Genomic DNA, 14,037 nt, shown 5'->3' with positions numbered 1-14,037 from the left:
GGTTCTCGTCAGGTCGATCTCCCTACCCAGGCAGGGAGATCGACCTGCGATTGATGTAGACGACCTGGGCGGCGAAGGCCAGCAGAGCCAACACGCTGCCGACGCCGATCGCGAGCCCGGACGACAACCCGGCAAGTCCGACCAACAGCGTGACCACGAGCCCCGCCAGCAGTGCGTTCACGGCACCGACCAACGCCGCCGTCGTCAGCAGCAACTGCGCTCGCCCGGGCGTGCTGCCAACCGCCGCCCAGGTCGCCTGCGTGGTGACCTCGCCCTGCACCGCGTCGGCGAAGAACTTGTGATCGCCGGCCAGTCGGCGGTGGTAGTAGGCCCGGATGCGTTGGATCCGCGCGAGATCCAGCTCGTTCTCCACCATGTTCTGCACGAGCCGCAGGAATGTGAGCATTCCGGTGATCACCAGCGTCGGCAGCACCGCCCCGAGGTATGGCCGGACGAGCGCGGCGTTACTGGCAACGAAGCCGAGCCCGATCAGCGCGGCAGAGAGCATGGACAGGAAGATCGTCGCCCGGCCCACCGACTCGGTGATGGTCGCGCTGCGCGAGGTCTGCAGCACGAAATGCTCGGTGGTGAGGGCGCTGAGCAACGCCTGTTCGCGTTCGCCGTCGTCCATGCACCTCACCGTCCGTGACTGACCGGGGTCATCGTCACGATACGAGCTTCGGGAACGGCCGGACGGAAAACTGACGGTCATGCGCGGGACATTGAGCGTCGCCACCGCGACGCCGCCCGGCCGACCGAGACGCTGGGCCGACTCAGGAACTGGGCAACACCTGGTCAGTGGTGCTGGCCCCGGCGGAAGCGGTCGGCTCGCGCAGCGGAATGCCTCGCAGGTTGAGCACCATGACGAGGCCGACGCCGACGACCAGGGCGATATCAGCGACATTGCCGACGAAGAATCCGGCGTAGTCGATGAAGTCCACAACGTGTCCCCGGGCGAAACCCGGCTCGCGGAAGAGGCGGTCCAGCAGATGCGTCGCCGCACCGCCGAGCACCAACCCCAACGCCACCGCCCAGGGCCGCGAGGTGACCCGCCGCGCCACGACCGTCACCCCGACCACCGCCGCAGCCGCAGTGATCGAGAAGATCCAGGTGGACCCGGAGCCGATGGAGAATGCGGCACCGGGGTTGTAGACCAGTCGCAGTTGCAGCAGGTCACCGACGACGGAGATGGTCTGGCCGGCGGACAGCGTGGACTGGACCCAGTACTTGGTGGCCTGGTCTGAGACGAGCACCAGGGCAGCGATCATCACAACGGCGCGGAACACACCGGAACAGTAACGGGTCGCCTCCAGAGCACACCAACGATGACCGTCAGGCGGTGGGGCGGTAGGTAGCGATGATCACGTCGGTTGTCGTCGGTACAGCCTCGACCAGTTCCAACGTGCCGTACGCGTCCTCACCCTCGGCGAACAGCTTCATCCCGGTGCCGAGCGTGAGTGGGTGGATCGACAGCGTGTAGACGTCGACCAGGCCGGCTCGGGCCAGCGACCGCACCAACTCGCCGCTGCCGAGCACGATCAGGTCGCCCTCGACGTCGCGCTTGAGCGTGGCCACGGCGTCGGCCGCGTCGCCTTCGAGCAGGGACGAGTTCTCCCAGGGCAGCGGCTCGGCCAGAGCGCGCGAGGCGACGTACTTGCGCCTCCGGTTGAGGACCTCGGTGTACGGGTTACCGTCGGTCTGCTTCGACCAGAAGCCGTAGAACTGCTCGTAGGTGCGGCGGCCGAAGAGCATCCCGCCACCCTCGCTCATGCCCTTACCCATCGTCTCGGCCATGACCTGGTCGGCATACGGGCGGGCCCAGCCGCCATACGGGAAGCCTCCCCGCGTGTCCTCGTCGGCCCCGCCCGGCGCCTGCATGACCCCGTCGAGCGTCACGTTCTGGACCACGACGACCTTGCCCATGATGCTCTCCTCGCGTAAGCGGCCGGCCCGTCGCCGGCCTCTCACCAGCTACACGAACGACCCGCCCCCGGATCGACAACACCGGGAAAAGCCACCTTGCCCGCAACTGTTGCGTCGCTTCGACGGATCCGACGCCTGGCAAGCCTTCCCCCCGCGCCTGGCAGCGCAGCAGGTCGTGCCTCGCGCCCTACCTGGCGTCGGCCATCGCTGACGCGAACCAGCCGGTGATGGTGGTGGGGTGGGTGATCGCAGTGCCCACCACCACCGCCCACGCGCCGGCCCGCAACGCCTGCGCCGCCTGCGCCGGTGTGTGGATCCGGCCCTCCGCGATCACCGGCACGTCGATCGCGGTGACGAGCTGGGCGACCAGATCCAGGGCCGGGCCGGGCTGCTTGCTGGTGTACGACGTGTAGCCGGCCAGGGTGGTGCCCACCAGGTCGGCGCCCGCCGCGGCGGCGGCGATTCCCTCGTCAAGGGTGGAGCAGTCGGCCATCACCATGGCTCCGGTCTGCTCGTGCACGGCGGCGACGGTCTCGGTGAGGGACCGGCCGTCGGGCCGTGGTCTCGCGGTGCCGTCGAGCGCGACGATGTGCGCACCGGCCCGGGCGACGGCCAGCGCGTGGTAGAGCGTGGGAGTGATGAAGACGTCGTCGTCCCCGTCCTTCCACAGCCCGATCAGCGGGAGGTCGACCGCGTCCCGGATGGCCGCGATGTCCGCCAGGCCCTGGGCGCGGATGCCCGCGGCTCCGCCCTGGACGGCGGCGAGGGCGACCCGGCGCATGGTGTCCGGGTCGCGCATCGGCTCACCGGGATACGCCTGGCACGAGACGACCAGCCGGTGGCGGAGCTGCGCGATCAGTGTGTTCATGCCAGGGCCTCCCAGGCCAGCGAGGCGGCACCGAGAAGTGGGGCGTGCGAACCGAGGGCCGAGGCCAGGACAGGCACGTCGTCCAAGCTGGGCAACGTCTCCCGCTTCACCCCGTCACGAAGTGCCTGCCACCAGAGCTCGCCCAGGCCGGTGACACCGCCGCCGACCACGACCGCGTCGGGGTCGAGCATGTTGACCAGCCCGCCGACGGCCGAGCCGACAGCGGCCCCGCCCAGCAGGATGATCTCTCTGGCCGTCTCGTCGCCGTCTTCGGCGAGTGCGGCCACGGACCGCAGGTCGTCGACCGACTGACCGGTACGCCGCGCGTACTCGGTGGCGAGGCCGGGCCCGGACGCGATCGCCTCCAGGTGGCCCTGTCCACCGCAGGTGCAGCGCAGTGACCCGGCGTACGGCGAGGACTGGTGACCGGCGTGGCCGGCCGCGGAGTGCGCGCCGGCGAGCGCGGTGCCGCCGACGACGAACGAGGCGCCGATGCCGGTGCCGACGGCGATGAAGAGCACCGTTTCGCACCCGGCCGCGATGCCGTGGCGCGCCTCACCGAGGGCGTGCGCGTGCACGTCGTTGATGACCGTGACGGGCAGCCCCAGCCGCTGGTGCAGGGTGCCCCGCAGATCCGTGCCGGCCCAGCCGGTCAGGACATCGGTGGCCGAGAGCACCCGGCCCGTCCGGCTGTCGATCACCCCGGCGCTGCCGACCCCGAGAGCCCGGACGGCCGTGCCCGCCGACCTCGCCATCAGTTGGCCGACAAGGCCGGCGGCGGTGTCGAGTACGGCGGACGCCCCCGCCCTGCCCGGGGTCGCGGCAGTGACAAGGTCGACGACCTTCCCCTGCCTGGTCACGATGGCGGCCGCCGTCTTGGTGCCCCCGATGTCGAGCGCGGCGACCGCCTCGACGGAGACCGCGCTGGGCTTGCTTGCCTCGGTCATGGTCAGAGGAGCCCCGCCAGTTCCAGCTGGGTACGCACGCGGGCCGTCTCGTCCGCGTCGAGCGGTCGCATGGGAAGTGACACCGCGTTGGTGGCGATGACACCGAGCAGTGCCAGCGCGGTCTTGAACGCGCCGACACCCCTGGTCGCTCCTGCCGACGTGGCGGGGTCGGCCGCGTCGACGATGCGGAACAGTCGAGTCAGGCGGTCCTGCTGACGGCGGGCGGCCTCCCAGTCGCCGCCGATGCTGGCCTGGTGGAGTCGCACGTAGCCGGCCGGGTCCACGTTGCCCAGCCCGGGGACTGAGCCGGAGGCGCCGGCCAGCATCATCGCGTCGACGACCACCTCGTGCCCGGTCAGCAGACTGAAGCCGGTGTCCGGCGCCTGGTCCGCGATCGACAGCACCAGCTGGCGGAAGGCGACATCGTCTCCGCTGGAGTCCTTGACACCGGCGAGGACCCCTTCCGCCGCCAGACGGGTCAGCAGGTCGGTGGAGAGCTTGGTGTGCACGCAGACCGGAATGTCGTACGCGAGCAGGGGCAGCTCCGCCGCCGCGGCGATCGACCGGAAGTGCCGCTCGATCTCGTGGGGGCCGACGATGGCGTAGAACGGGGCGGTCGCGACCAGCGCGTCAGCTCCCAGCCGCGTCGACGCCTCAGCCCGGTCGAGGACCCGGCGGGTGGTCGGCTCGATGCAGCCGGCGATGACGGGTACGGCACCTCCGACGGTCTTCACGACGGTCTCGAGAGCCTGGTCCCGTTGCCGGTCGGTGAGGAAGACGGTCTCGCCCGAGCTGCCGAGCGCGAAGATGCCGTCGACGCCGGCGCCGAGCAGCCGCTCGACGAGCCGTTCGAGGGATCTGACGTCGACCTCGCCCTCCTCGGTCAGGGGGGTGACGGTCGGCGGAACGACTCCGGCGAACCGCGGGGCTGAGGTGCTCACGCTGTCTCCTCGACATGTAGGGGGGTGCTGCGACCCGTCACCGCGCTGGCGAGTTCGACCAGCTCGGCGTTGCTGGTTCCGGCAGGAACGGGGTGGTAGCACCGGAACTCGTGGAAGTCGCCGCCGTCGGCGTTCGCGCCCTGGACCGTTGGCATCTCGGTGGCGCACACGTCGGTGGCGTTCCAGCAGCGGGTCCGGAACGGGCATCCGCTGGGCGGTCGGGTGGCGGATGGGACAGGGCCGACCAGTGGGATGGGGTCGATGGGCGAGAGCAGACCCGGTGTGGCGGAGAAGAGCGCACGGGTGTACGGATGCTGAGCCCCCTCGGGCAGCAGGGCGGCCGGCGCCTGCTCCACGATCCGGCCGAGGTACATCGTGACGACGCGGTCACTGATCCTCTTGACGGTCTGGATGTCGTGGGAGACCAGGACCATGGCCAGACCGAGCCGGTCCTTGAGGTCCAGCAGCAGATTGAGGATCTGGGCCCGCACCGAGACGTCGAGGGCGCTGGTGGGCTCGTCAGCGATGACCAGTCCCGGTTCCAGCGCCAGCGCGCGGGCGATGGACACCCGCTGGCGTTGACCTCCGGAGAGCTGGCTCGGCAGGACGTCGGCGACCGAGCGGGGCAGGCCCACCAGGGTCATCAGCTCGGCGACCCGCTCCTCTCGCTGTTCCCTGGTGCCTCGGCGGTGCACGTCGAGCGGGTCGCGCAGGATGTCGCGTACCGCCATTCGGCGGTTCAGCGACGTGGCGGGGTCCTGGAAGATCATGCCGACGCCGGCGCCGATGTGCTGGCGCCGTTCCGCGGCGCTCATCGACCACACGTCCTTGCCGGCGAAGGAGACCGTGCCGCTCGTCGGCCGCTGGAGCCCGACCAGCACCTTGGCCAGAGTGGACTTACCGCAGCCGGACTCACCGACGATGCCGACGGTCTCCCCCGCGCTGATGGTCAGGTCCGCACCGGTGAGCGCGTACACCCGCTCACGGTTGAACATGCCACCCCCACGGGTGCGGTGAACCACGTGCACGTCGCGCAGCTCGGCGATCGGCTCTCGCGGGGCTGTCGCGCTCATCGGGCCAGCTCCTTCTCGCTGACGGGTACGGCCGGGTGGTGGCAGGCGTACCCATGGGCGGCAGTGCCCTCCAGGCGGGGTGCCGTGTCGCGACAGACCTGGGTGGCCATGGGGCAGCGATCGGCGAACCGACATCCCGGTGGGAAGTCGGCCGGCGACGGCACGACCCCGCGGATCTGGGTGAGCCGCTCCGCGCCGGTCTCGAGGGAGAGGACGGATCCGAGGAGCCCACGGGCGTAGTGGTGCGCCGGCGCCTCGATCACGTCGGCGGTGACGCCGGTCTCGACGATCTGCCCGCCGTACATGACGACGACGCGGTCCGAGACGTCACTGACCAGAGCGAGATCGTGGCTGACCAGGATCAGGGCGAAGCCCAACTGCTCCCGCAGTCGCAGCAGCAGCTCCATCACCTGCGCCTGGATCGTGACGTCGAGCGCGGTGGTCGGCTCGTCGGCGATGATGAGGCGCGGATCCCGGGACAGGGCCATCGCGATCACCACTCGTTGCCGCTGCCCGCCGGACAGCTCGTGGGGGTAGGCCGCGAGCGTGCGCTGCGGGTCCAGACCCACCAGCCGCATCAGTTCGTCGGCCGACCGGGTGCCACCGCGCCGGATCATCTGCGCCAGTTGTGTCCCGATGCGCAGTGCGGGGTTCAGAGCCGAGAGGGCGTCCTGGTAGACCATCGCGATCTCGCGCCCCATCAGGGCACGGCGCCGCTTCGCGTTCAGGGACAGCAGGTTGGTGCCCTGGAACGCGACCTCCCCGCGCACCCTGGCCCCCTGCGGCAGCAGCCCCATGACGGCGAGGGCCGTCAGGGACTTGCCCGAGCCCGACTCCCCCACCAGGCCGACGACCTCGCCGGGACGGACGTCGAAGGAAAGTCCGTCGACGATGTCGACGCCCTGATGGCGCCCCTCGAAACCGATCGACAGGTTCTTGATCTCAAGGACGGGCTGGCCCTGCGGGAGGGGACGGGCCCGCTCGCGGAGCCGCTGCGCCGCCACCGTGAGACCGGGCAGACTCACGACCTCGCCGACGCCCGGCTGCGCCTGCTCCAGCGCGTCGCCGGTCGACACGTTGGTGGCGCGCCGTGCCGCCGGGGCTGCCCAGGCGTCGGACACCCCTTCGGAGAGCACGTTCAGGGCCAGCACGGTCAGCAGGATCAGCAGGCCGGGGAAGAACGTCGCCCACCATCCACCGATCTGCACCATCTCCTTACCGAAGGCGATCACCGAGCCCCAGGAGGAGGCCGCCTCCTGCGGGGCCAGCCCACCACCGATGAAGGAGAGAGACGCCTCGAAGACGATGGAGTCGGCGACCATGACGGTGACGAAGACCAGAATGGGCGCGGCGCAGTTGCGCAGGACGTGTCGCCAGAGGATGTGCGGTCGACGGGCGCCGATGATCCGTTCAGCCGCCACATAGTCCTCGCGATACTGCGACAGCACGTTGGCGCGGACGATGCGCGCGACCGACGGGGTGAAGACGAAGCCGATCGCGATCACGAGGACCAGCAGGCTGTTCTTGCCGAAGGAGATGATCAGCAGGGCGGAGAGCACGATGGCGGGGAAGGCCATGACGACGTCGAGGCAGCGCATCACCACCTCGTCGACGGCGGCCCGGCCGGTTCCGGCCAGGGCGCCGAGGATCGAGCCGGCCAGCAGGGCGAGGCCTGCCGCGCCGAAGCCGACGATCAGGGACCGCCGGGTGCCCGCCACCAGCCGCGAGAAGACATCCCGCCCGAGCTTGTCCAGACCGAACCAGAAGTCGCCATTCGGGCCGGTCAGCGCCGGGCCGAGCCCGGTCTGGGTGGGGTCATGCCGGACGAGGATCGGGGCGAAGATGCCCACCAGGACGATGAGCAGGACGAAACCGAGCGCGAGCCGGGCAGTGAGGCCGAGCCGTTTGAAGGCGACGCCGGGGCGGGACAGCCGGGCGACGAGTGTCTGACGCATCAGTGGCCTCCGCGCAGTCGAGGGTTGGCGAAGACGTAGAGGATGTCGACAACCAGATTCACGAGGACGAAACCGAGGGCGATCGTGAGGACGGTCCCCTGGGCGAGGGCGGTGTCGTTCTGCTGCACCGCGCTCATGATCTGGGTGCCCATGCCCGGCAGCGAGAAGATGGCCTCGATCACGACCGTGCCTCCGATGAGGTAGCCGATGCGCAGGCCCAGCGCGGTGAGCGGATTGACGAGCGCGTTACGCAGCACGTTGCGTCCGATCACCACTCGGGGCGGCAGTCCGGCACCCATCGCCGTCCGGACGTAGTCCTTGTCGAGTTCTTCGACCATCGACGTCCGCACGATTCTGGCGAGCGAGCACCCGACAGGTACGGCCAGCGCGAGTGCGGGCAGGGCGACGGACTGCAGCCAGAGGGAAACCGAGTCCGCGGGGTTGACGTAGCCACCGGTCGGGAAGATCGGGCGCCGGACCGCGAGCTCCTGGATGAGCAGGAGCGCCAGCCAGAACGACGGCGTGGCGATCCCGGCCATGGAGACGAACCGAATGACCTGGTCGGGCCAGCGGTCCCGGTACAGCGCGGCGGGGATGCCGAGGGCGAGCGCGATGACCAGCGCGCCCAGCACACCCATGACCGTCAGCTGGATCGTCAGGGGCAGGGCGGTGGCGATCTTGTCGGCGACCGGAACCGATGGCGGAAAGGTCATGCCCAGGTCGCCTCGGATCAGGTCGCCCAGGAAGTGGAGATACCGCAGCGGCAGCGGGTCGTTGAGGCCGTTGGCGGCCTTGAACGCCGCGACCTGCGCGGGCGTCGCCTGGTCGCCGAGGACCGACAGCGCGGGGTCGATCGGCGAGAACTGCATGATCACGAAGACGAACAGCGTGATGCCCAGCACCAGGGGGATCAGGGTCAGGAGTCGTCGCGCGACCAGGCTCAGGACGGTCAGCATGGTTTCTCTTTCTCGTCGCGGGACGCGGTCGGGCCGGGCCCCAGAGCGCAGGGTCAGCCGCTTCGGCTGGCGCCGAGGAAGTACAGGCCGGTGGTCGCGGCGCCCGAGAAGCCGGTGAGCTTGGCGGGGTCGTACGCGGTGACGACCTTGGTGTGCAGGATCGGGTAGAGCGGGGCCTCCTCGGCCGCCATGTCGAGGGCCTGCTTCCACAGGGTCTTCCGGGCCGCCTCGTCGGTGGTCTGGGCAGCCTTGTCGAGCAGCCCGACCATGGCCTTGCGGTCCGCCTCGTTCCAGCGGTAACGCTTCCCCGGCCAGGTCTCACCGGAGTAGAACCAGCGCATCAGCAGATCGGTGTCGACGCCGAAGACGCTGGGGTCACCGGTTACCATCAGCACCCGGAAGGTGTCCTTCGGAACCACATCGCCGTAGATGGCCGCGGAGGGCACCGTGTTGAGGCTGGCGTTGACGCCGATCTTCTTCCACTGCTCGATGACCAGCGGCGCGACGTCCTTCACGACGGAGCTGTCCGTGGTGTCGAGCTGGAGCGTCAGGTTCGTGACGCCGGCCTCCTGGAGCAGGGCCTTGGCCTTGTCGGGGTTGTAGTCGTAGACCGTGGCGGCCTTCTGGTAGTCCTTGTTGCCCTCGTCGAGGTAGCTCGTCGCCGGGCTGCCGTAGCCGTTGAGCGCCGTCTTGATGACCGCGTCCTTGTCGATGGCGTAGTGCAGGGCCTGGCGTACCCGCTTGTCGTTGAACGGGGCCGCCGCCGTGTTGAACATGAGGAAGACCTGGTTGAAGGCCTGCTTCACGTCGACGGTGTACTTTTCCTTGATCGAGTCGACGTTCAGGTACGGCACCGACTCGATGGTCTGGACCCGACCACCCTGCAGGTCCGACACCCGGGCCGAGGCCTCCGTGGTGGTGTTCCACGTCATCGCGTCCACCGTGGCGCCACGGGAGCCGTTGTAGTTCGGGTTCTTGCTCAGCTTGATGCCGGATTCCTTCGAGGCGCTGTCCATCTTGAAGGGGCCGGAGCCGATCGGCGCGGTGTCGAAGGCCTTCGACGCGGCCGCGTCGGCCGTCTTCGCCTTCGGGACGATCTTGATGACCGCGATGCGCTCGGCGAACAGCGCGAACGGGTACTTCAGCTTGAACTCGGCCGTCGTCGCGTCCTTGGCGGTGACCGAGTCGATGAACGGGATGAACCCCTGCATCAGGGGCGGCGCTGCGGGGTCGGCCGGCTTCAGGACCCGGCTGAAGGACCAGGCGACGTCGTCGCCCGTGACGGGGGTGCCGTCGGAGAACTTCGCGCCGTCCCGCAGGGACACCGTGTACGTGAGTCCGTCGGCGCTGGCCACGGGATCGGCCTTCGCGAGAGCCAGGTACGGTTCGCGGGTGATCGGGTCGAGGTCGACGAGACCTTCGAAAATGTGCTGGTTGACCGCCGTCGCGACCGCCGAGGAGGCGTTCGCGGGGTCGAAGCCGCTGGAGAGGGTGAAAGCCAGCGTCGCCTCGATCGTCTTTCCGCCCTTGCCGCCTCCGACGGCGTTCGTCGAGGCGGGGCCACCGCTGCACGCTGCCAGCCCTAGCGCCAAGGTTGCCGCGCCAGCCGCCATGGCTAGCGAGCGAACTCGGCGCGGGGCCCCGAGTTGCCTCCTCAACGGCTTGTCGGTGGTGCTCACGTAAATGCCTCCATAGGCTCTGCATGCGCTCCGCGTGACAGCTCAGCGCTGCGGGGGGTAGAGGGTATGGGGTCTGACGTCTGACGTCTGATGCCGCTAGGCTGAGCGTGACAGATCCGTAAAGGAAGGGCAAGGGGCAGATGACGACGATTGACGCGAGCCCGCTACGCGGGCAGGAGCGCCCGGGTCCCCGTCGACAGGAGGTCGTGACAGGGATCAAGGAGTACATCCTGCGCAATCGCCTCAAGCCGGGAGACCTCCTCCCCACCGAGACGGAACTGTGCGAGGCCATCGGAGCCAGCCGGTCCAGCGTCCGCGAGGCGGTCAAGATCCTCTCCACTCTCGACATCGTCGAAGTGCGACACGGCCACGGCACGTTCGTCGGCCACATGTCCCTCAACGCCCTCGTCGAAAGTCTGGCTTTCCGCGGCCTGCTGAGCGCCGAGGAAGACCACCAGGTGCTGGGCCAGGTCGTGGATGTCCGGCAGACCCTTGAGCAGGGCCTCGCCGCGGACATCATCAAGGTCCTCGACGCGGAACACCTCGCAGACCTCTCCGCGCTCGCCGACCAGATGGCGGATCTCGCCGCCCAGGACAAGGACTTCCTCGAGGTCGACAGGGCCTTCCACCTGAAGCTGATGGAGCCCCTGGGCAACGACCTGATCCTCCAACTGACCGAGGCGTTCTGGCAGGTACAGGCCATCGTCGCCCCTACCCTGCGCACCCAGCCGGAAGACCGGGTGATCACCGTACAGCGGCACCGGGCGATCGTCGACGCGATCACCGGAGGCGATCCGGCGGTCTTGCGGTCCGCCATCGCCGACCACTACGCGCCCGTCCGCGCGAGCCTCGCACGCTCCGTCCAGTCCTGAGCCAACCGATCGCCGAGCAGCATCGCCCTGCCGTCCGCCGCCCCTAGCCGTCGGACGGCGGACGGCGTGACTGCGCACCCATCGCCAGCGGTGGCCGACGCCGCCAGAAGCAGCCGGTCCTGAGCTCAGGGTGAGCCATTCCACCGCGTTCCCGGCTTGGCGGCCATCCCGATTCGGCGCCTCCGCCTGCGCGTGGTGTGAGCTGGACGGCCGTGCCGAATCCGGTGCGCGGCTCCGTTGCGGAGCCAGTCGGTCCACAGCGGCCAGCAGTGGCAGGCCGGCCAGCTGCCGGCCTCACCGGCGGGGCGGCAGAGCCGTCCTCATGGCGTTCGTCGAGCGGATGACCGTGCGCGTGACCACGACCGCGCATGTTCATGCTCATCTATTGACGATCCTCGCGGTGGCCCCTACCGTCGTCTGACATCCGATGTCATATGAGTGACTCGACCCCTCGTTCCGCACCCCGTCCCCCGGAAGGAACTCCATGCCTCCTATCCGCGCAACACTGCGCCGAGCGGTAGCCGTCGTGGCCGCCGTCCTCGGCCTGGCCGCGGTTCTGCCCGCCACGCCAGCGCAGGCCGCTCCCGCCGGAGTGAACGCGACAGTCAGCGCCGACTGCACCACCGGCCGACTGAACCTGCTGCTCGACAACCGCAGCACCACGTCACAGGCCTTCACCGTCACCTGGGCCGGGCGCTCCGGCTCGCCGTGGACCAGGACGGTCCCCGCCAACAGCAGCACGCAGATGTACTGGACCCTGACGGCCGGCACGGCGTACACGCTGCGAACGACCACCCCGACCGGGCTGGACGACACCTCCGCCGGCATATTCCACTGCGGCACCGGCATGTCCGCGTTCACCAGCTTCGACTGCACGGCCAGTCGCCTTCAGCTCACGCTGGAAAACCGCGCCACGACCGCCCGGGACTTCACCGTCACCTGGCCCGGACGCACCGGCTCACCGTGGACCCGCACGGTCGCCGCCGGCGGCAACTTCCTGCACTACTGGACGGTCGACGCCGGCACCCCGTACAGCCTGCGGGTCACCGCTCCGGGCTTCGACAGCACACAGCGAGGCACCGCCACGTGCGGCATGGCCGCCGGAACCCCGCAGATGAACACGACCACGCTGCTGACCACGCAGACCGTCATCCGCAACCTCAACGGTGCCAACGGTCGCTACGACGGCACCGCGGCCTCGGTCCGCATCCCGGGCATGGCCGTCACCAACAACGGCACCGTCGTCGCCGTCGCCGACGCGCGGGTCGACGGCTCGTACGACCTGGGCGGCGGCACCAACAACATCCAGATCGCCATGATCCGCAGCACCGACGGCGGCCGCACCTTCGAGCAGCCACGCGTCATCCACGCCCCCGCCACCACCCGCGAGGGGGTGGGCGATCCCAGCGTGCTGGTGGACCGCGCGACCGGCACCGTCTACTGCTTCTTCACCTACTCCCCCAGGCCCGGCATCAGCTTCTGGTCGGGCTCCTCCGGGGTCAACACGGCGGATGACCCCAACAGCATGCACCTGCGGTACATCACGAGCAGGGACAACGGCGCCACCTGGAGCGCCGCCGTGGAGCTGAACCCGGCGGTCAAGGACCCGGCGTGGCAGCAGGTGTTCTTCTCCTCCGGCCACGGCATCCACACCAGCACCGGCCGCCTGGTCCAGCCGATCGCGTACCGGGACGCGGCGGGCACCAGCCATGCCGCCAACATCTACAGCGACGATCACGGTGTGACGTGGCGACGCGGTGGGTCCGCCGGTGGGACCATCAACGAGAGCAAGGCAATCGAGCGCAACACCGGGACCGTCGTGCAGAACATGCGCCACAACGGCACCCGCAGCCGGTTCTACGCGACGTCCACCAACGGAGGCGCAACGTTCGGCCCGGCCACGGCCAGTGCCGTGCTGACCGATCCGCTGTGCAACGCCGACGAACTGTCCTACCTGCGCCCGTCGGAGGTGGGCACGAACGGTGCGCCGATCCGCACCCGCACCGCTCTGTTCAGCAACAACGCCCACCCGACCGCGCGCAATGACCTCACCGTCCGGCTGTCCACCGACGACGGCGTCAGCTGGCCGGCCCGGGCGCTGATCAAACCGGGCGGCGCGGGCTACTCCACGATGGCCGTGCTGGCCAACGGACAGATCGGCAACCTGTACGAGGTCGGCAACACCGGCGGCATCTACTTCGCCCGCTTCAGCCTCGACTGGGTCAAGGGGGCCTGAGAGTTGTGAATTCTCGGCGTGGTCTTCGCCGGCAGTGTCAGCGAAGACCACGTCCTGGTGTCACCGGGTGGCCGACCGGCCCTGAGCGGCCGACCGGCTCTGCAGACGCGAGCGGCCGTACGCGGCAAGGGCGTGGAAGGCGGCCTTCGGCGTCCACGAGCCGTCCGGCAGCACCCGCACGATCCCGCGCGCGGCCAGGTCGAAGTCGCGCTCCGGGTCGTCGGTGGTCGGCAGGTGCCGGTTCGCGAACGTGTACACGAACGCCGCCTCCACCCCGCCGGCCTCGTAGTCGCGCAACAGGTCCACGACGTAGCGGGCCTGGCCCTCCTCGTCGCGCTCCAGCCCCGTGGTGAGCTTCGCGGCGCGGCCGTACTCGTCGTACGTCACCGGCTCCGCCCCGCCCGCGACGTCGGCCGCGCCGCGGAACGTGCAGCAGCCGAACTCGGTGGCGGCGTACGGCTTGCCCTGCCCCACCGCGGCCGCCAGGGTCTGCGGGACCGCCGCGGCGTTGGTCGCGTCGCGGTACCCGGCGTCGCTGGCGATGATGTCGAACGGCGCCCAGTTCACGGCCTCCAGCGGGATCGAGG

13 protein-coding genes are annotated in these 14,037 nt (G+C 69.7%); 2 read left to right on the top strand and 11 right to left on the bottom strand.

The window, feature by feature from the left end; genetic code table 11:
• Positions 1-22 precede the first annotated feature (22 nt).
• From OG990_RS06665 to OG990_RS06620, 10 genes are all read right to left on the bottom strand, one after another.
• On the bottom strand, positions 23-736 hold the full coding sequence (locus OG990_RS06665) for a hypothetical protein (protein ID WP_406079396.1): 714 nt from the start codon (positions 734-736) through the stop codon (positions 23-25).
• A 37-nt stretch (positions 737-773) separates the two neighbouring features.
• Positions 774-1,286 (bottom strand): signal peptidase II, encoded by a 513-nt coding sequence (lspA, locus tag OG990_RS06660; RefSeq protein ID WP_328418020.1) that lies wholly within the window; start codon positions 1,284-1,286, stop codon positions 774-776.
• 46 nt (positions 1,287-1,332) lie between these two features.
• A complete protein-coding gene (locus OG990_RS06655) occupies positions 1,333-1,923 on the bottom strand; it encodes a dihydrofolate reductase family protein (protein ID WP_406079395.1) in 591 nt (196 codons plus the stop codon).
• A 187-nt stretch (positions 1,924-2,110) separates the two neighbouring features.
• Positions 2,111-2,791 (bottom strand): N-acetylmannosamine-6-phosphate 2-epimerase, encoded by a 681-nt coding sequence (locus OG990_RS06650; protein ID WP_406079394.1) that lies wholly within the window; start codon positions 2,789-2,791, stop codon positions 2,111-2,113.
• Entirely contained in the window at positions 2,788-3,738 is a 951-nt protein-coding gene (locus tag OG990_RS06645; RefSeq protein WP_406079393.1) for an ROK family protein, read from the bottom strand. Before OG990_RS06645 ends, OG990_RS06650 begins: the two co-directional genes overlap by 4 nt.
• A gap of 2 nt (positions 3,739-3,740) precedes the next feature.
• Positions 3,741-4,679 carry a dihydrodipicolinate synthase family protein gene (locus OG990_RS06640; RefSeq protein ID WP_406079392.1) on the bottom strand — a complete coding sequence of 313 codons (939 nt, stop codon included), beginning with the start codon at positions 4,677-4,679 and terminating at the stop codon, positions 3,741-3,743.
• Positions 4,676-5,752: an oligopeptide/dipeptide ABC transporter ATP-binding protein gene (locus OG990_RS06635; RefSeq protein ID WP_406079391.1), complete on the bottom strand. Its 1,077-nt coding sequence runs from the start codon at positions 5,750-5,752 to the stop codon at positions 4,676-4,678. The genes OG990_RS06640 and OG990_RS06635 overlap by 4 nt, the downstream gene beginning before the upstream one ends.
• Complete coding sequence (locus OG990_RS06630) at positions 5,749-7,707, bottom strand: dipeptide/oligopeptide/nickel ABC transporter permease/ATP-binding protein (protein ID WP_406079390.1); 1,959 nt, start codon at positions 7,705-7,707, stop codon at positions 5,749-5,751. Before OG990_RS06630 ends, OG990_RS06635 begins: the two co-directional genes overlap by 4 nt.
• Positions 7,707-8,663 carry an ABC transporter permease gene (locus tag OG990_RS06625; RefSeq protein WP_355603951.1) on the bottom strand — a complete coding sequence of 319 codons (957 nt, stop codon included), beginning with the start codon at positions 8,661-8,663 and terminating at the stop codon, positions 7,707-7,709. The genes OG990_RS06630 and OG990_RS06625 overlap by 1 nt, the downstream gene beginning before the upstream one ends.
• A gap of 53 nt (positions 8,664-8,716) precedes the next feature.
• Positions 8,717-10,342, bottom strand: coding sequence for an ABC transporter substrate-binding protein (locus OG990_RS06620; RefSeq protein ID WP_406079389.1), 1,626 nt, complete (start codon positions 10,340-10,342; stop codon positions 8,717-8,719).
• 206 nt (positions 10,343-10,548) lie between these two features.
• On the opposite strand from OG990_RS06620, the gene OG990_RS06615 reads away from it, so the two are divergent.
• Both OG990_RS06615 and OG990_RS06610 read left to right on the top strand, forming a co-directional pair.
• The gene (locus OG990_RS06615; RefSeq protein ID WP_406079388.1) at positions 10,549-11,214 is read left to right on the top strand and encodes a FadR/GntR family transcriptional regulator; all 666 of its coding nucleotides are present in this window, start codon (positions 10,549-10,551) and stop codon (positions 11,212-11,214) included.
• 484 nt (positions 11,215-11,698) lie between these two features.
• Positions 11,699-13,450, top strand: coding sequence for an exo-alpha-sialidase (locus OG990_RS06610; protein WP_406079387.1), 1,752 nt, complete (start codon positions 11,699-11,701; stop codon positions 13,448-13,450).
• Positions 13,451-13,510: 60 nt separating this feature from the next.
• Here the strand turns inward: OG990_RS06610 and OG990_RS06605 are convergent, their stop codons facing one another.
• Positions 13,511-14,017 (bottom strand): hypothetical protein, encoded by a 507-nt coding sequence (locus OG990_RS06605; protein WP_406079386.1) that lies wholly within the window; start codon positions 14,015-14,017, stop codon positions 13,511-13,513.
• Positions 14,018-14,037 lie beyond the last annotated feature (20 nt).

Origin of the sequence: Micromonospora sp. NBC_00858 (assembly GCF_045207365.1) — a bacterium.
In the GTDB taxonomy this organism is placed as follows: domain Bacteria; phylum Actinomycetota; class Actinomycetes; order Mycobacteriales; family Micromonosporaceae; genus Micromonospora.
The sequence above is the reverse complement of the archived record's forward strand: the minus strand, read 5'-3'. Positions and strand labels throughout refer to the sequence as shown.

Bases quoted from the DNA above. Each gene is read 5' to 3' on its own strand.
- OG990_RS06610 (WP_406079387.1), top strand. From the start codon at position 11,699: ATGCCTCCTATCCGCGCAACACTGCGCCGAGCGGTAGCCGTCGTGGCC.
- OG990_RS06635 (WP_406079391.1), bottom strand. From the start codon at position 5,752: ATGAGCGCGACAGCCCCGCGAGAGCCGATCGCCGAGCTGCGCGACGTG.
- OG990_RS06650 (WP_406079394.1), bottom strand. From the start codon at position 2,791: ATGAACACACTGATCGCGCAGCTCCGCCACCGGCTGGTCGTCTCGTGC.
- OG990_RS06630 (WP_406079390.1), bottom strand. From the start codon at position 7,707: ATGCGTCAGACACTCGTCGCCCGGCTGTCCCGCCCCGGCGTCGCCTTC.
- OG990_RS06625 (WP_355603951.1), bottom strand. From the start codon at position 8,663: ATGCTGACCGTCCTGAGCCTGGTCGCGCGACGACTCCTGACCCTGATC.
- OG990_RS06645 (WP_406079393.1), bottom strand. From the start codon at position 3,738: ATGACCGAGGCAAGCAAGCCCAGCGCGGTCTCCGTCGAGGCGGTCGCC.
- OG990_RS06655 (WP_406079395.1), bottom strand. From the start codon at position 1,923: ATGGGCAAGGTCGTCGTGGTCCAGAACGTGACGCTCGACGGGGTCATG.